The organism is Streptomyces sp. NPDC096105 (assembly GCF_044763335.1).
Lineage (GTDB): Bacteria > Actinomycetota > Actinomycetes > Streptomycetales > Streptomycetaceae > Streptomyces.
On the sequence record NZ_JBIWGC010000009.1, the window covers coordinates 97,825 to 113,873 of the forward strand.

General features: G+C 73.4%; 15 protein-coding genes. 11 read left to right on the plus strand and 4 right to left on the minus strand.

Going from position 1 to position 16,049, the window contains the following annotated elements:
• Positions 1 to 20: 20 nt before the first annotated feature.
• Entirely contained in the window at positions 21 to 743 is a 723-nt protein-coding gene (locus ACIQ8B_RS16635) for an N-acetylmuramoyl-L-alanine amidase (RefSeq protein WP_391663341.1), read from the minus strand.
• A 60-nt stretch (positions 744 to 803) separates the two neighbouring features.
• Between ACIQ8B_RS16635 and mnmA the strand changes: the two genes are divergently transcribed.
• Entirely contained in the window at positions 804 to 1,940 is a 1,137-nt protein-coding gene (gene mnmA / locus ACIQ8B_RS16640) for a tRNA 2-thiouridine(34) synthase MnmA (RefSeq protein ID WP_403547534.1), read from the plus strand.
• Between the two features lie 281 nt (positions 1,941 to 2,221).
• On the opposite strand, the gene ACIQ8B_RS16645 is transcribed toward mnmA, so the two are convergent.
• Both ACIQ8B_RS16645 and ACIQ8B_RS16650 read right to left on the minus strand, forming a co-directional pair.
• On the minus strand, positions 2,222 to 3,001 hold the full coding sequence (locus tag ACIQ8B_RS16645; RefSeq protein ID WP_106412312.1) for an alpha/beta fold hydrolase: 780 nt from the start codon (positions 2,999 to 3,001) through the stop codon (positions 2,222 to 2,224).
• 80 nt (positions 3,002 to 3,081) lie between these two features.
• On the minus strand, positions 3,082 to 3,405 hold the full coding sequence (locus tag ACIQ8B_RS16650) for a DUF427 domain-containing protein (RefSeq protein ID WP_290006792.1): 324 nt from the start codon (positions 3,403 to 3,405) through the stop codon (positions 3,082 to 3,084).
• Positions 3,406 to 3,484: 79 nt separating this feature from the next.
• Here ACIQ8B_RS16650 and ACIQ8B_RS16655 point away from each other — a divergent pair, with 79 nt between their 5' ends.
• The 9 genes from ACIQ8B_RS16655 to gatB all read left to right on the plus strand — a co-directional run bounded on the left by ACIQ8B_RS16655 (position 3,485) and on the right by gatB (position 14,584).
• Positions 3,485 to 4,024, plus strand: coding sequence for a TIGR00730 family Rossman fold protein (locus ACIQ8B_RS16655; protein ID WP_403547537.1), 540 nt, complete (start codon positions 3,485 to 3,487; stop codon positions 4,022 to 4,024).
• A gap of 18 nt (positions 4,025 to 4,042) precedes the next feature.
• Complete coding sequence (locus tag ACIQ8B_RS16660) at positions 4,043 to 4,741, plus strand: SDR family oxidoreductase (RefSeq protein WP_106412310.1); 699 nt, start codon at positions 4,043 to 4,045, stop codon at positions 4,739 to 4,741.
• Between the two features lie 153 nt (positions 4,742 to 4,894).
• On the plus strand, positions 4,895 to 5,902 hold the full coding sequence (locus ACIQ8B_RS16665; RefSeq protein WP_403547539.1) for a methionine synthase: 1,008 nt from the start codon (positions 4,895 to 4,897) through the stop codon (positions 5,900 to 5,902).
• 14 nt (positions 5,903 to 5,916) lie between these two features.
• Positions 5,917 to 8,112: an NAD-dependent DNA ligase LigA gene (gene ligA / locus ACIQ8B_RS16670; protein WP_403547541.1), complete on the plus strand. Its 2,196-nt coding sequence runs from the start codon at positions 5,917 to 5,919 to the stop codon at positions 8,110 to 8,112.
• A 260-nt stretch (positions 8,113 to 8,372) separates the two neighbouring features.
• Positions 8,373 to 10,625, plus strand: a complete 2,253-nt coding sequence (locus tag ACIQ8B_RS16675; protein WP_403547543.1) for a putative bifunctional diguanylate cyclase/phosphodiesterase — start codon at positions 8,373 to 8,375, stop codon at positions 10,623 to 10,625.
• Positions 10,626 to 11,020: 395 nt separating this feature from the next.
• Positions 11,021 to 11,317: an Asp-tRNA(Asn)/Glu-tRNA(Gln) amidotransferase subunit GatC gene (gene gatC / locus ACIQ8B_RS16680; RefSeq protein ID WP_030421655.1), complete on the plus strand. Its 297-nt coding sequence runs from the start codon at positions 11,021 to 11,023 to the stop codon at positions 11,315 to 11,317.
• 6 nt (positions 11,318 to 11,323) lie between these two features.
• The gene (gatA, locus tag ACIQ8B_RS16685; protein ID WP_290006781.1) at positions 11,324 to 12,820 is read left to right on the plus strand and encodes an Asp-tRNA(Asn)/Glu-tRNA(Gln) amidotransferase subunit GatA; all 1,497 of its coding nucleotides are present in this window, start codon (positions 11,324 to 11,326) and stop codon (positions 12,818 to 12,820) included.
• The gene (locus tag ACIQ8B_RS16690) at positions 12,817 to 13,056 is read left to right on the plus strand and encodes a hypothetical protein (RefSeq protein ID WP_290006780.1); all 240 of its coding nucleotides are present in this window, start codon (positions 12,817 to 12,819) and stop codon (positions 13,054 to 13,056) included. The genes gatA and ACIQ8B_RS16690 overlap by 4 nt, the downstream gene beginning before the upstream one ends.
• A 16-nt stretch (positions 13,057 to 13,072) precedes the next feature.
• Positions 13,073 to 14,584 (plus strand): Asp-tRNA(Asn)/Glu-tRNA(Gln) amidotransferase subunit GatB, encoded by a 1,512-nt coding sequence (gene gatB / locus ACIQ8B_RS16695; protein ID WP_106412304.1) that lies wholly within the window; start codon positions 13,073 to 13,075, stop codon positions 14,582 to 14,584.
• Positions 14,585 to 14,662: 78 nt separating this feature from the next.
• Here gatB and ACIQ8B_RS16700 read toward each other — a convergent pair whose 3' ends face one another.
• Positions 14,663 to 15,466 (minus strand): SAM-dependent methyltransferase, encoded by an 804-nt coding sequence (locus ACIQ8B_RS16700; protein ID WP_403547545.1) that lies wholly within the window; start codon positions 15,464 to 15,466, stop codon positions 14,663 to 14,665.
• A 187-nt stretch (positions 15,467 to 15,653) separates the two neighbouring features.
• Between ACIQ8B_RS16700 and ACIQ8B_RS16705 the strand changes: the two genes are divergently transcribed.
• Entirely contained in the window at positions 15,654 to 16,043 is a 390-nt protein-coding gene (locus ACIQ8B_RS16705) for a hypothetical protein (protein WP_403547547.1), read from the plus strand.
• Positions 16,044 to 16,049: the final 6 nt, after the last annotated feature.

A 16,049-nucleotide genomic window follows, 5' to 3' on the forward strand; every position in this document is an offset into this window, starting at 1 on the left:
TTCCGGCGCCCTCCGGGTGACTACGAACCCGGTACGGGGCTCCCCGGGCCTCCTGCCGGGGCGGCCGAGCGCTTCTCCTCCGTCCGCGCCGTCCCGGCGCGGCGGACGAGGCCGAGGTAGCGGTCCCAGTCCCAGTGGGGACCGGGGTCCGTGTGGTCGGTGCCCGGGACCTCGACGTGACCGAGGATGTGCTCGCGGTCCACCGGTATGCCGTACCGGGCGCATATCCCGGCCGTGAGGCGGGCCGAGGCCGCGTACATCTCGTCGGTGAAGTCCTCCGGGCGGTCCACGAAGCCCTCGTGCTCGATGCCGACGCTGCGCTCGTTGTAGTCGCGGTTGCCCGCGTGGTACGCCACGTCCAGCTCGCGGATCATCTGCGTGACCCTGCCGTCCTTGCCGACGATGTAGTGCGCCGCCGCCTGGTGGCCCGGGTTCTGGAACGCCCTCACCGCGCTGTCCAGGCTGCCCTGCGTGACGTGCACGATCACCATGTCGATGCCGTAGTCGTCGGGCCGGTCCGCGCCGCGCCAGTTGGCGTCCGAGGCCGCCACCCAGCGGGCGCCCGCGAAGTCGACCGCGCCCGGGGTGCGCGGCTTGTCGACCCCGGGCAGCCGCCACCACAGCCGCGCCAGCTCGTCGCGCGCCAGCGCCGCCGTCCCCGCCGCTGCCGCCAGCCCGCCCACGATCAGGGCGCGCCGCCCGATGCGCCGGTCGCCGTCCTCGGATGCTCCTCTGACCCCCATGTGATCGTGAACGCATATGCGGCGGCCGTGGTTCCCGCGCCCCCGTACCCTGGAGGGGCTATGACTGACACCCCGCAGCCCACCCGCCCCCTCCGCGTCCTGGCCGCCATGTCCGGAGGCGTCGACTCCGCCGTCGCCGCCGCCCGCGCGGCCGAAGCGGGCCACGACGTGACCGGCGTCCACCTCGCGCTCTCCGTGAACCCCCAGTCGTTCCGCACCGGCGCGCGGGGCTGCTGCACCATCGAGGACTCCCGCGACGCCCGCCGGGCCGCCGACGTCATCGGCATCCCCTTCTACGTGTGGGACCTCGCCGACCGCTTCCGCGAGGACGTCGTCGAGGACTTCGTCGCCGAGTACGAGGCCGGCCGCACCCCCAACCCGTGCCTGCGCTGCAACGAGAAGATCAAGTTCGCCGCGCTGCTCGACAAGGCGCTCGCGCTCGGCTTCGACGCCGTCTGCACCGGCCACTACGCCAAGGTGATCCTCCGCGAGGACGGCACCCGCGAGCTGCACCGCGCCTCCGACCTGGCCAAGGACCAGAGCTACGTCCTCGGCGTGCTCGACGACCGCCAGCTCGCCCACGCCATGTTCCCGCTCGGCGACACGGTCACCACGAAGGAGGAGATCCGCGCGGAGGCCGAGCGCCGCGGACTCTCCGTCGCCAAGAAGCCCGACTCGCACGACATCTGCTTCATCGCCGACGGCGACACCCAGGGCTTCCTCGCCAGGCGTCTCGGCAAGGCGGAGGGCGACATCGTCGACGAGTCCGGCGCCAGGATCGGCACCCACGAGGGCGCCTACGGCTTCACCATCGGCCAGCGCAAGGGCCTCAGGATCGGCACCCCCGCCCCGGACGGCAAGCCGCGCTACGTCCTCGACATCTCCCCGGTGACCAACACCGTCACCGTCGGCCCCGCGGCCGCCCTGGACGTCGGCGCCCTCACCGCCGTCCGCCCCCGCTGGTGCGGCGCCGCCCCCACCGGCCCCGGCACCTACACCGCCCAGCTGCGCGCCCACGGCGACGAGACCGAGGTGACGGCGGAACTCGTCGGCGAGGAGCTGCGCGTGCGCTTCACCGAGCCGGTCCGCGGCGTCGCCCCCGGCCAGGCGGTCGTCCTGTACGACGGCACGCGCGTGGTGGGCTCGGCGACCATCGCCTCCACGGAGCGGGCGACGGAGCGGGCCACGACGGTCTGACGCACGGGCGGTCCGGAGCAGGCCGGGGCAGGCGCACGGTCTGTGCGCCGCGGATGCGGGCGGCGCCGTACGGCACCGCCGTGCCGTCCACTTCCGACGGACCGAGCCCCCGACGCGTCGCGCCACGGACAGGACCACGGCGTCCGCGCCCGCCCGTGCCCGCCGCCCACGCCGGCCCGGACGCCGCCGGTCCCGCCCGGCCGCCGCCTGCCGGAGCGCCCGGACCGGCGCCGACCGCCGGCGCCCGCTGGACACGGGCCCGAAGGCCACCGCGGACCGGATCACCGCGAGAAGAACTCCGCCAGCACCGGCGCCAGGACATCCGGTTCGGCCATGTGGGTCTGGCCCCCCAGGGTGCGGTACGCGCCCCGGGGGACCGACTCCGCGATCGCCCGCGCCGCCTGACGCATCCACGCGGGACTCGCGTCGCCCGCGATCGACAGCACCGGCACCTCGACCGACGCCAGCATCTCCCGCGGCACGCCCCCGTCGCCCATCACCGCGTCGTCGTACGCCAGGCTCGGCGCCAGTGGCTCCATGCCGGCCCACATCGGCGACTGCCGCGCGCTCCGGATCACCCCGTCGCCCAGTCCGGTGAGCCGGAGGAAGAGCTCCACCGCGTCGCCCCGCCGCCCTTCCTCCAGGGCCGCCGTCAGCCGCTCGGTGTACCGGGCGCGCTCCGCGAGGTGCTCCTCCGACAGGGCGTACGGCGTCTCGTACACCGCGACCTGACGCACGGGCAGCCCGCTCGCCGCCGCCCGCAGCGCCAGCGCGCCGCCCGAGGAGACGCCGTACAGCGCCGCCTCGCCGCCCGTCGCCTCGATCAGCGCCGCCAGGTCCTCCACCTCGCGCTCCACCGCGTACGGCGGCGTGTCACCGCTCGCGCCCCGGCCGCGGCGGTCGTAGACCACCACCCGGAACCGCTCGGAGAGCGGGGCGGCCAGCGGCGCCACCGTGGCGCCCGTGGACATCGCGCCGCTGACGAGGACGATCGTGGCGCCGCGCCCGGCGCTCTCGTAGGCGAGGGAGGTGCCGTCGCGCGAGGAGATGTTCTGGTCCATGTCTCACCAGACTGCCGCACGGCGCGGGAATCGTCGGTGAGGCGGGCGGCGCGTCCGCCGATCGCACCCGACGGGAGCGGTCAGTCCGCTTCCACGTCGTAGAAGCACAGGTGGTCCTTGATCGGGGCCACCGCCGGCTTCGGCTCCGGGTACGCCCACACCAGGTCGGGGGCGTCCGGCAGCGACCAGTACGACGCGGTCCCCTTGAACGGGCAGTACGTGTGCGTCGCGGACGGCGTCAGCAGGTCGAGCCGCACGTCCTCGGGCGGGATGTAGTAGCGCACGGGACAGCCCGTCTCGTGCAGCACCAGCGCCCGGTCGCTCTCCGCCAGCACCCGCCCGTCGCGCACCACGCGCACGTGCCGGTCCCCGGGCTCCACGGTGATGCGATGGCCTGTGGTCACGGCGTCCTCCTTCGACAGTCGTCCCTCCCCCTGCAGCGCCCCTCGAGGCGGCCTTCTTCCCGAGCGTAGGCTGACGCCCGTGAACATCTGCGTCTTCCTCTCCGCCGCCGACCTCGCCGACCGCTACACACGCCCCGCGCGGGAGTTCGCGCGCCTGCTCGGCAAGGGCGGCCACACCCTGGTCTGGGGCGGCTCGGACGTCGGCCTGATGAAGGTCGTCGCCGACGGGGTGGAGGAGGCCGGCGGCCGGCTCCTCGGCGTCTCGGTGGAGTTCCTCGCGGCGAAGGCCCGCGCCGGCGTCGACGAGATGGTGGTCGCCAAGGACCTCGCCGAGCGCAAGAGGCTGCTGCTGGAGAAGGCCGACGCCGTCGTCATCATGGTGGGCGGCACCGGCACCCTCGACGAGGCGACCGAGATCCTGGAGCTGAAGAAGCACGGCCACACCGACAAGCCGGTGGTGCTGCTCAACACCGCGGGCTTCTACGACGGGCTCAAGGAGCAGTTCCGCCGCATGGAGGACGAGGGCTTCCTGCCCCGCCCGCTCGGCGAACTGGTCTTCTTCGCCGAGGAGCCGGTCGGCGCGCTGGCCCACCTGGAGGAGAGCCTGGGCGTCGCCTGACCCCGCGGTGATGCGAGCATGGCGGTCATGGCTACACATGTGATCACCGGAGCCGGCTCCGGCATCGGCGCGGCCGTCGCGCGCCGCCTGCACGCGCGCGGGGACGACCTCGTGCTCCACGCGCGCGACGCCGGCCGTGCGAAGGAGCTGGCCGCCGAGTTCCCCGGTGCCCGCACCCTGGTCGGCGACCTGGCCGACCCCGACCGGCTGAGCTGGGCGTTCTCCCACCAGTCGCTGCCCGACCGGGTGGACTCGCTGCTGCACGTCGCGGGCGTCGTCGACCTCGGCCCGGTCGGCGACCTCACTCCGAAGAGCTGGCGCCACCAGCTCAACGTCAACCTCGTCGCCCCCGCCGAACTGACCCGCCACTTCCTGCCCCAGCTCCGCGCGAGCCGCGGCCACGTGGTCTTCGTCAACTCCGGCGCCGGCCTGAACGCCCACGCCGACTGGTCCGCCTACGCGGCGTCCAAGCACGGCCTGAAGGCCCTCGCCGACTCCCTCCGGGCGGAGGAGCACGCGGGCGGCGTCCGCGTCACCTCGGTCTACCCCGGCCGCACCGCCAGCCCCATGCAGGCCAAGGTCCACCAGCAGGAGGGCAAGGAGTACGACCCGGCGAAGTGGATCGACCCCGAGTCGGTCGCCACGACGATCGTCATGGCTCTGGACCTCCCGAGGGACGCGGAGGTCAACGACCTGACGGTCCGGCCAGGACGCTGAACTCCTGTGAGCCGGTCCGGTGACTCCAGCCCGTCCGGGGCTTGAGGACGAGGCCCGAAGGGCCGAAGGGGGTCTGGGGCGCGGCCCCAGGGACGGGAAGGGAAGGGGCGGCGGGGGCGAAACCCCCCGCCGCCCTCTGCGTACGCTTCCCGTGTGAACGACACCCTTCACCTCCCACCCGCCTCCGCCACCGGCGTCGGCTCCCTCCCCGGCACCGACGCCAGAGAGGCCGCCAAGGCGGCCACCGGCAGCTTCGAGGACTTCCCCCACCTCCCCGAACTCCCCGCCCGCGGCCCCGGCGCCGACATGATCGGCCGCACCGCCGGCCTGCTCGTCGAGCTCTACGCGCGCGTGGAGCCCAGCGGCTGGCGGATCGGCGACCGTCCGGGCCGGGACACCCGCCGCGCCCGCTCCTGGCTCGGTGAGGACCTCGACGCGCTGGAGGAGTTCACGCAGGGCTACGAAGGACTGCTGAAGGTCCAGGCGGTCGGCCCCTGGACCCTCGCCGCGTCCCTGGAGCTGAGGAACGGCGAGGCCGTCCTCTCCGACCCCGGCGCCTGCCGCGACCTCGCCGCCTCCCTCGCCGAGGGCCTGCGGCTGCACCTCGACGAGGTGCGCCGCCGCGTCCCCGGCGCGCGGCTCGTCCTCCAGCTCGACGAACCGTCCCTCACCGCGGTCCTGCGCGGACGGATCAGGACCGCCAGCGGCTACCGCACCCACCGCGCCGTCGACCGGCAGATCGTCGAGGCCGCCCTGCGCGACGTCGTCGGCGTGCACGACGGCGGGCCGGTCGTGGTCCACTCGTGCGCCCCGGACGTCCCGTTCGCCCTGCTGCGCCGCGCCGGAGCGGCGGCGGTCTCGTTCGACCTCTCCCTTCTCACCGAGCGTGACGACGAGGCGATCGGGGAGGCCGTGGAGGCCGGGACCCGGCTGTTCGCCGGCGTCGTGCCGGGCACGGACGGCCCGTTGTCGGACCCTGCCGGTAGCGTCATGGGGGTCAGGACGCTCTGGCGCAGGCTGGGGCTGCGGCCGGGACTTCTTCCGGAGGCGGTCACGGTCACCCCGGCGTGCGGACTCGCGGGGGCGTCCCCGGGGTACGCGCGCTCGGCCTACGCCCACTGCGTCCGGGCGGCGAGATCCCTCGCGGACAACCCTGAGTAACGGGAGGACACACGGTGGCCGGCGACAAGCAAGCGGAGACGACGAGCGTGCCCGCACAAGCGCGGGAGCGGCACGCCACGCTCGCCGAGCAGATCGAGGAGCACCGCTTCCGGTACTACGTGAACGACGCGCCCGTCATCAGCGACGCGGAGTTCGACCGCCTCCTGCGCGAGCTCGAGGAGCTGGAGGAGCGCCACCCGGAGCTGCGCACGCCGGAGTCGCCGACCCAGAAGGTCGCCGGCTCCTACGAGACGGAGTTCACCTCCGTCGAGCACCGCTCCCGGATGCTCTCCCTGGACAACACGTTCAACGACGAGGACCTCGCCTCCTGGGCCGACCGCATCCACCGGGAGCTGGGCGACCAGACCTACCACTTCCTGTGCGAGCTGAAGGTCGACGGCCTGGCGGTCAACCTCACCTACGAGCGCGGCCGGCTGGTCCGCGCGGCGACCCGCGGCGACGGCCGCACCGGCGAGGACATCACGCCCAACGTCCGCACGATCGCCGAGATCCCGGACCGCCTCAAGGGCGACAAGGTGCCCGACGTCGTGGAGATCCGCGGCGAGGTCTACTTCCCGATGGAGAAGTTCCAGGGCCTCAACGCCCGCCTGGTGGAGGCCGGCGACAAGCCGTTCGCCAACCCGCGCAACGCGGCGGCCGGTTCGCTGCGCCAGAAGGACCCGCGGGTCACCGCCACCCGCCCGCTGCACATGGTGGTGCACGGCATCGGCGTGCTCGAGGGCTACAAGGGCCTGACCCGGCTCTCCCAGGCCTACGGCCTGCTGAAGGAGTGGGGCCTGCCGACGTCCCCGCACAACAGGGTGGTCGACGGCCTGGGGGGCGTGCGGGAGTTCATCGCGCACTACGGCGAGAACCGCCACTCGGTGGCGCACGAGATCGACGGCGTCGTGGTCAAGCTCGACGAGATCCCGCTCCAGGGACGCCTCGGCACCACCTCGCGCGCCCCGCGCTGGGCCATCGCGTACAAGTACGCGCCGGAGGAGGTCAACACCAAGCTGGTGAACATCCGGGTGGGCGTCGGCCGCACCGGCCGCGTCACCCCGTACGCGCAGGTCGAGCCGGTGACGGTGGCCGGCTCGGAGGTCGAGTTCGCCACGCTGCACAACCAGGACGTGGTGAAGGCCAAGGGCGTGCTGATCGGCGACACGGTGGTGCTGCGCAAGGCCGGTGACGTCATCCCCGAGATCCTCGGGCCGGTGGCCGACCTGCGGGACGGCAGCGAGCGGGAGTTCGTGATGCCGTCCGAGTGCCCCGAGTGCGGCACGCCGCTGCGGCCGATGAAGGAGGGCGACGTCGACCTGCGCTGTCCCAACGCCCGCACGTGTCCGGCCCAGTTGCGCGAGCGGCTGTTCTACCTCGCCGGCCGCAAGGCGCTGGACATCGAGCACTTCGGGTACGTCGCCGCCACGGCGCTCACCAGCCCGCTGGAGCCGAAGGAGCCGCCGCTGAAGGACGAGGGCGACCTGTTCGACCTCACCGTCGAGCAGCTGCTGCCCATCAAGGCGTACGTCCTCGACCAGGACAGCGGGCTGCCCAAGCGGGACCCGAAGACCGGCGAGGAGAAGATCGTCACGGTCTTCGCCAACCAGGAGGGCGCCCCGAAGAAGAACGCCCTGGCGATGCTGGAGAACATCGCGGCGGCCAAGGACCGCCCGCTGGCCCGGATGCTCACCGCGCTGTCGATCCGTCACGTCGGCCCGGTGGCGGCGGAGGCGCTGGCCCGCGAGTTCCGGTCCGTCGACCGCATCGAGCAGGCGTCGGAGGAGGAACTGGCTGCCACCCCGGGCGTCGGCGGGATCATCGCCGCCTCGCTCAAGCAGTGGTTCGCCGAGGACTGGCACCGGGAGATCATCCGCAAGTGGAAGGCGGCCGGCGTCCGCATGGAGGACGAGCGGTCCGGCGAGGACGAGGGCCCCCGTCCGCTCGAAGGACTCACGGTCGTGGTGACGGGGACGCTGGAGAACTTCACCCGGGATGGCGCGAAAGAGGCGCTGCAGAACCGGGGCGCCAAGGTGACCGGATCGGTGTCCAAGAAGACGTCGTTCGTCGTCGTGGGCGACAACCCCGGGTCGAAATATGACAAAGCGATGCAGTTGAAGGTGCCGGTTCTGAACGAGGACGGTTTCACGGTGCTTCTGGAGCAGGGGCCCGACGCCGCGGCCGACGCCGCTCTTTCGGCCGAGGAGTAACGGTTGAAGACCACCTGATCGGCGCATACCAGATGCATACGGGTGGCTGGGGCGCATTCGGGCAACCGTCGACGACCGGTGCCCGTACAGGCCTTCCGCGGCCTACTGTTGAGAGGTGCGCCTGCCGTGCCCAGTTGCGGCCGGGGCAACCCCCGTACCCGTGACGGGTCCGGGGAAGGGCTTTCCACGGTGGAGCCGCTGAGGGATGTCGGGCATCGGGCCGCGTGGCGTGGGCACCGCCGGCTGTGAGAGGGACGGGAATGGAACCGACCGAGAGCGCCGCCCCGGGCTCACGGCTGCGCCTGCGCCGCCTGGCGGTCGCCCGGCGGCGCGGCCGTGAGGACGGGCGGCCCGCGCAGCGACCGGACGCGCGGGGGCGCGCCGGGGCGGGCGCCGCGGACGCGCGCGGCGCCGGCGCGGCACGCCCGGCCGGCGGGCACGGCATCGGGGAGGCCGGCGCGGAGACCGAACGGCACCCGTCCTGGCCCGCGTTGCCCACCGCGGTCGTCGCGGCGGCCGGCTTCGTCCTCGGCGCCGGCTTCCTGCGGGCCTTCACCGGAGGGCACGCCCTCTTCCCGTCCGGCACCGTCGGCTGGTCGCTGGCGGTGCTCACCGGCATCGTCGTCGGCCACCTCGTGATGCTGGGCCGCTCCCGCTGGTGGGGCGGCACCGGCTCCGGCGCGGCCCTCACCCTCGCCGTGCTGCTGCTCTACGGCTGGGTCCCGGCCGGCATGGTCAGCCTCACCGTCGTCGTCCTGGTCGGCATAGCCCGCCGGGGCCGGTGGCGGCAGGGCGTGCTGCACGGCGCGGTCGACCTGCTCGGCATCGGCGCCGGAGCGCTCGTCCTGGCCGCCTTCGGCACCGTGCCGTCCGTCGAGTCGCCGTCCACCCCGGACACCTGGACCCTGTACACCGGTCCCGGGGTGGTGCTCGTCGCCGCCGTCTATCTCTCGGTCACCCGCACCCTGTTGTGGTACCTGCACACCCCCCGCTCGGGACTGCCCACCGTCGCCCGCACCGCCCTGGTCCGCCAGGGCCTCGTCGCGGTCGCCCTGCTCGGCATCGCCCCGCTGGTGTGCGTGGTCGCCGACGCCAAGCCCGTCCTGCTGCCGCTGTTCGCCATCCCGCTGATCGCCCTCGACTCCACCCTGTGGATAGCCCGCGCGCGGGCCGAGGAGCAGCTGCGCGACCCGCTGACCGGGCTGCCCAACCGGCAGTGGCTGCAGGAGCGCATCTGGACCGCGCTGGACGACGCGGAGCGGGCCGGCTCCCGCGCCGCGCTCATGCTCATCGACCTCGACCGCTTCCGGTCGGTCAACGACACCCTCGGCCATCTCGCCGGCGACCGGCTGCTGCTGCAGATCGCCGACCGGCTGAGACTGGCCCTGCCGCGCGGGGCGGAGGCCGCGCGGCTCGGCGGCGACGAGTTCGCCGTGTTACTGCCCGCCGCGGACTCCACGACGTCCGCGACCCGCGCCGCCCGTGGTCTCGTCGCGGCCCTCAGCTCCCCGCTCGACCTCGACGGGCTCACCCTCGTCCTGGAGGCGAGCGCGGGAGTCGCCGTCTTCCCGGACCACGCGGCCGACGCCGAGGGGCTGCTGCGGCGGGCGGACGTGGCGATGTACCAGGCCAAGCGGGACCGCACGGGCGTCGAGGCGTACGAGTCCAAGCGGGACTCCAACACCCCCGACCGGCTGGGCCTGCTGGGCGATCTGCGCCGCGCCCTCGACGCGCACGAGGTGGAGCTGCACTACCAGCCGAAGGTCCGCTTCGACGGCCAGGTCTCCGGCCTCGAGGCGCTGGTGCGGTGGGTGCACCCGGAGCGCGGCCGGGTCCCCCCGGACGAGTTCATAGCGATGGCCGAGTCGTCCGGGCTGATGCCGCAGCTCACCGAGTACGTGCTGGAGACCGCGCTCGGGCAGGTCGCCGAGTGGCGCTCCCAGGGGCTGTTCGTCCCGGTCGCCGTCAACGTCTCGCCGCGCGACGTCCACAGCCCCGGCTTCGCCGGCTCCGTCGCCGCACGGCTGGCCCGGTACGGGGTGCCCGCGGGCGCGCTCCAGCTGGAGATCACCGAGCACGTGCTGCTGGAGGACCCGACGCGGGCCGCCGACACGCTCAACGCGCTGACCGGGCACGGCGTGAAGATGTCCCTCGACGACTTCGGCACCGGCTACTCGTCGCTGGTGCATCTGCGGCGGCTGCCGGTGAGCGAGCTGAAGATCGACCGCTCGTTCGTGGCGCGGCTGGCGTTCGACGCGGAGGACGCGGAGATCGTGCGCTGCACCATCGACCTGGCCCACTCGCTGGGCCTGCTGGTGGTCGCGGAGGGCGTCGAGGACGACGAGACCTGGGAACGCCTCCGCGACCTGCGCTGCGACGCGGTCCAGGGCTGGCTGGTCGCAGCGGCGATGCCCCCGGACGAGACGACGGCCTGGCTCCTCGCCCGGGGCTCCCGAGGCTGGCAACGCCCGGCGGCGGCACTCCCCGCGGCGACGGGCACGGCGGAGGACTAGACGTCCGAGGGCCGGGGTGCGCGAGCCCTCGGGCTCCGAGGGTCGGGACCTGGGAGGGGAAGGCCAGGGGGCCCGAGGCCGGGCTTCCGGGGGCCGGACACACCCGAGGGCGAGGACGCCCGGGTGGCCGGGTGACCGAAAGGCGGCCGAGGAACGGCCGGAGGACACCCGCCGGCAGGCGGCGTGACGCCGTGAACCGGGAGGCGCGCCGGCCGCGGGGACGTCCGGGACCCGGGTGCCCGGGGGCGAGGCCCTCCGGACGGCGTGGGACGCCGGGGCCGGGAGGGACCGGACGGCCGTGGTGACCGGTGGCCGGGGAAGGGTTTCACGGGCACGCCCGCCCGCCCCATAGGATTGGCCCCAAACCACACACACTCACCCCAGAGGATCGCTGCATGCCTGGCATCACGCGCGAGGAGGTCGCCCACCTCGCCCGGCTGGCGCGTCTGGAGCTGAAGCCCGAAGAGCTCGACCACTTCGCAGGCCAGCTCGACGACATCATCGGCGCGGTCGCCCGCGTCGGCGAGGTCGCCGACCAAGACGTACCGCCGACCTCGCACCCGCTCCCGCTGACGAACGTCATGCGGGCCGACGAGGTCCGTCCCTCGCTCACCCCCGAGCAGGCGCTCTCCGGCGCCCCGGCCCAGGAGCAGCAGCGTTTCAAGGTGCCGCAGATCCTGGGGGAGGAGTAGAACGCCATGAGCGATCACATCATCAAGCTCACCGCGGCCGAGACCGCCGCGAAGATCGCCTCCGGCGAGCTGACCGCGGTCGAGGTCACCGAGGCCCACCTGGCCCGCATCGAGGCCGTCGACGAGAAGGTGCACGCCTTCCTGCACGTCGACCGTGAGGGCGCCCTCGCGCAGGCCCGCGCCGTCGACGAGAAGCGCGAGCGCGGCGAGAAGCTCGGCCCGCTGGCCGGCGTCCCCCTCGCGCTGAAGGACATCTTCACCACCGAGGGCGTCCCGACCACCGTCGGCTCCAGGATCCTCGAGGGCTGGATCCCGCCGTACGACGCGACGCTCACCAGGCGCCTGAAGGCCGCCGACGTCGTCATCCTCGGGAAGACCAACATGGACGAGTTCGCCATGGGGTCCTCCACCGAGAACAGCGCCTACGGCCCCACCGGCAACCCGTGGGACCTCACCCGCATCCCCGGCGGCTCCGGCGGCGGTTCCTCCGCCGCGCTGGCCGCGCACATGGCGCCGCTCGCCATCGGCACCGACACCGGCGGCTCCATCCGCCAGCCGGCCGCCGTCACCGGCACGGTCGGCGTCAAGCCGACGTACGGCGCGGTGTCCCGCTACGGCATGGTGGCGTTCTCCTCCTCCCTCGACCAGGGTGGCCCCTGCGCCCGCACGGTCCTGGACGCGGCCCTGCTGCACGAGGTGATCGCCGGGCACGACCCGATGGACTCCACCTCCATCGACGAGCCGGTCCCGCCGGTCGTGGAGGCCGCCCGCAACGGCAGCGTCCAGGGCATGCGCGTCGGCGTCGTCAAGCAGTTCCGGGGCGAGGGCTACCAGGCCGGCGTCGTCCAGCGGTTCGACGAGTCGGTCGAGCTGCTCAAGGAGCTGGGCGCCGAGATCGTCGAGCTGGACTGCCCGTCCTTCGACCTGGCGCTGTCCGCGTACTACCTGATCGCGCCCTCCGAGTGCTCCTCCAACCTCGCCCGTTTCGACGGCCTGCGCTACGGCGCGCGCGTCGGCGACGACGGCACGCACTCCGCCGAGGAGGTCACCTCGCTGACCCGCGAGGCCGGCTTCGGCGACGAGGTCAAGCGCCGCATCATGCTCGGCACGTACGCGCTCAGCTCCGGCTACTACGACGCGTACTACGGCAGCGCCCAGAAGGTCCGCACGCTCATCAAGCGGGACTTCGACCAGGCCTTCGAGCAGGTCGACGTGATCGTCTCCCCGACGACCCCGACCACCGCCTTCCCGATCGGCGAGCGCGCCGACGACCCGATGGCGATGTACCTCGCCGACCTGTGCACCATCCCGACCAACCTGGCGGGCAACGCCGCCATGTCGCTGCCCTGCGGTCTCGCGCCGGAGGACGGCCTGCCGGTCGGACTGCAGATCATCGCCCCGGTCATGAAGGACGACCGCCTCTACAAGGTCGGTGCCGCCGTCGAGGCCGCCTTCGTGGAAAAGTGGGGCCACCCGCTGCTCGAGGAGGCTCCGTCGCTGTGAGTGCACTGACCAAGGCCAAGGGCTTCAAGAAGTCCCGGTCCGGTACGTACCTGTCCATGGCCGCCACCGCGTTCGGCGCGGTCGGCGTCGCCAAGCGGCTGAAGAAGGCGCGCGTGGAGAAGGACACCCTGGTCCTGATCGACGCCACCGTGTCCGCCGCCGCGATCGTCACCAGTCTCGCCATCCTCTACCGCGAGCTGAAGCGGCTGGGCGACGACGACGTCCTGCTGGGCTGAGAGGGAAGTTTTCACCGTGACCACCACGACCGACCTGGTGTCGTACGAGGACGCACTCGCGTCGTACGACCCCGTCATGGGCCTCGAGGTCCATGTCGAACTCGGCACCAAGACCAAGATGTTCTGCGGCTGCTCGACCGCGCTCGGCGCCGACCCGAACACCCAGACCTGCCCGGTCTGCCTCGGCCTGCCCGGCGCGCTCCCGGTCGTCAACGCGACCGGCGTCGAGTCCGCGATCAAGATCGGCCTCGCGCTGAACTGCGAGATCGCCGAATGGTGCCGCTTCGCCCGGAAGAACTACTTCTATCCGGACATGCCGAAGAACTTCCAGACCTCCCAGTACGACGAGCCGATCGCCTTCGACGGCTACCTCGACGTGCAGCTGGAGGACGGCGAGGTCTTCCGCGTGGAGATCGAGCGCGCCCACATGGAGGAGGACACCGGCAAGTCGACGCACGTCGGCGGAGCCACGGGCCGCATCCACGGCGCGTCCCACTCCCTGCTCGACTACAACCGCGCCGGCATCCCGCTCATCGAGATCGTCACCAAGCCCATCGTGGGCGCGGGCGAGCGGGCCCCCGAGGTCGCGCGGGCGTACGTCCGCGAGCTGCGCGAGGTCATCCGGGCGCTCGGCGTGTCCGAGGCCCGCATGGAGATGGGCCAGATGCGCTGCGACGTCAACCTGTCGCTGATGCCGAAGGGCGCCGAGAAGTTCGGCACGCGCTCCGAGACCAAGAACGTCAACTCGCTGCGGTCGGTGGAGCGCGCCGCCCGGTTCGAGATCCAGCGCCACGCGGCCGTGCTGAACGACGGCGGGACGATCGTCCAGGAGACCCGGCACTTCCACGAGGACACGGGGTCCACGACCTCCGGCCGGGTGAAGGAGGAGGCCGAGGACTACCGGTACTTCCCGGAGCCCGACCTGGTCCCGGTCGCCCCGTCCCGCGAGTGGGTCGAGAAGCTGCGCGCGCAGCTCCCCGAACTGCCGCTGGTGCGCCGCAACCGGCTCCGCGAGGAGTGGGGGATCTCCGGCACCGACATGCAGGCCATCCTCAACGCCGGTGCGCTGGACCTGATCGTCGCCACGATCGAGGCCGGAGCCGACGCGGCCTCCGCCCGCAAGTGGTGGATGGGCGAGCTGGCCCGCAGCGCCAACGAGTCCGGCAAGGCGCTGGACGAGCTGGCGATCACCCCGGCGCAGGTGGCCCGCGTCACCGAGCTGGTGGCCGAGGGCGACCTGAACGACAAGCTGGCCCGCCAGGTCATCGAGGGTGTCCTCGCCGGTGAGGGCGCGCCGGACGAGGTCGTCGAGAAGCGCGGCCTGAAGGTCGTCTCCGACGAGGGTGCGCTCACCGCCGCCGTCGACGAGGCGATCGCCGGCAACCCGGCCGTCGCGGACAAGATCCGCGGCGGCAAGGTCGCCGCGGCCGGTGCGCTGGTCGGCGCGGTCATGAAGGCCACGCGCGGCCAGGCGGACGCGGCCCGGGTGAAGGAACTGATCCTGCAGAAGCTGGGCGTCGAGGGCTGAGCCCGTACGACAAGAGGGAGGGGGACGCACCCGGCGGGTGCGTCCCCCTTCTCGTGCGTCCTCTTCCCGCGCGGCGCGCTAGCGGCGGCGGCCCACCACGCGGGTGAAGCCCAGCGTGCGGCCCTGGTCGGCGCGCAGCATCCGCGCGCTCTCCCGGCTCGTCCGCACGTGGAACTCGTCGGTGTGGTGCTCGGCGACCACGTCGCACCACAGCAGCCACTCCCGCCAGCCGTCCTCCAGCCAGTCGGCCGTCTCGACGTCCACGGCGCCGCTGCGGGTCCAGTGGCGGTGCCACCAGGCGGGGCTGTGGAAGCACCAGAACGCGGGCTCCCAGTAGGGCTTCAGGTGCTCCGGCGGCTCAGTGCCCCCGATCTCCTCGGAGACCGAGGGGACGACGATCCCGATCCGCCCGCCGGGCTTCAGCAGCCGGGTCAGCGTCGGCAGATACAGGTCGTCGGTGCCGAAGTACTGGTACGCGTCGACGGAGACGATCGCGTCGAAGGTCCCCGCCCCGAAGGGCAGGGCGTGCGCCTCCGCGTGGACGGGCAGGACGCGGTCGGCGAGGCCCGCCTCGGCGATCCGGCGGGCGTTCTCGTCCGGCTCGGTCCACAGGTCGGCGGCGGTGACCCGGACGTCGTACTCCCGCGCCAGGAAGACGGACGTCATGGCGCGGCCGCAGCCCAGGTCGAGCACGCGGGCGCCGGGGCGCAGGGCGTCCGGGCCGAGGGCGGGGGCGAGCCACTCCAGCAGCCACAGCGCGTGCGGGCCCATCTGGTTGTCGATGGTCCAGCGGGGGTCGTAGGCGCCGCTGCGGGGGTACCGGGGGAGGCTGAGGCGGCTAGCGAGGTCGTCGTGCGAGGTGTGCGGTGTGAGGTCCGACATCGGTGAAGGGGCTCCTTGAGGCCGTGAAGAGGGGCGGAGGCGCGTCGGAGATCGGACGGACAAGCATCAAGCACCTGCTTCGGCCGGCGGCCCACTGCCGCGGGAGTGTCGGACCCGGGGACGCTAACAGCGGGCCGGGTGCCCCCGCATCCGGGTTTCCGGAGGCGGGGCGCTACGCTCCGGCGCCATGAGTGGACGCCCGGATTCCGACGTGCCCCCGGACACGCGGACCGCCCCGGACACGGCCGGGGAGGAGACAGAAGCGGCGGAAGCGGCCGAGGCCGGGACGGCCGAGGACGCCCACGAGGGCGATGACGAGGAGTTCCTCGCCGAGCGGGCGCGGCGGGCCCGCCGGGCCGCCGTCGGCACCGGCGCCGTGCTCGCCGCCGCCGGTACGGCCGCAGCCCTGCTCCGGGCCGTCGGCACCGCCCCGGCCCTGGTCCCCGTGGCCTACGCCTGCGGGGCGGCCGTCTGTGCCCTGGCGGCGGCGCTGGGGGTGCGCGGACGCACCCGCAGGGCGCTGTGGACGGCCGTCGCGGGCGTCATGGTCATGGCGCTGGGCGACCAGTTCGACTGAGACGAG

Excerpts from the sequence above, each read along its gene's own strand:
- ACIQ8B_RS16635 (WP_391663341.1), bottom strand. The coding sequence starts at position 743 with ATGGGGGTCAGAGGAGCATCCGAGGACGGCGACCGGCGCATCGGGCGG.
- ACIQ8B_RS16700 (WP_403547545.1), bottom strand. The coding sequence starts at position 15,466 with ATGTCGGACCTCACACCGCACACCTCGCACGACGACCTCGCTAGCCGC.
- ACIQ8B_RS16675 (WP_403547543.1), top strand. The coding sequence starts at position 8,373 with ATGGAACCGACCGAGAGCGCCGCCCCGGGCTCACGGCTGCGCCTGCGC.
- gatA (WP_290006781.1), top strand. The coding sequence starts at position 11,324 with ATGAGCGATCACATCATCAAGCTCACCGCGGCCGAGACCGCCGCGAAG.
- ACIQ8B_RS16660 (WP_106412310.1), top strand. The coding sequence starts at position 4,043 with ATGGCGGTCATGGCTACACATGTGATCACCGGAGCCGGCTCCGGCATC.
- ACIQ8B_RS16645 (WP_106412312.1), bottom strand. The coding sequence starts at position 3,001 with ATGGACCAGAACATCTCCTCGCGCGACGGCACCTCCCTCGCCTACGAG.
- gatC (WP_030421655.1), top strand. The coding sequence starts at position 11,021 with ATGCCTGGCATCACGCGCGAGGAGGTCGCCCACCTCGCCCGGCTGGCG.
- mnmA (WP_403547534.1), top strand. The coding sequence starts at position 804 with ATGACTGACACCCCGCAGCCCACCCGCCCCCTCCGCGTCCTGGCCGCC.
- ACIQ8B_RS16705 (WP_403547547.1), top strand. The coding sequence starts at position 15,654 with ATGAGTGGACGCCCGGATTCCGACGTGCCCCCGGACACGCGGACCGCC.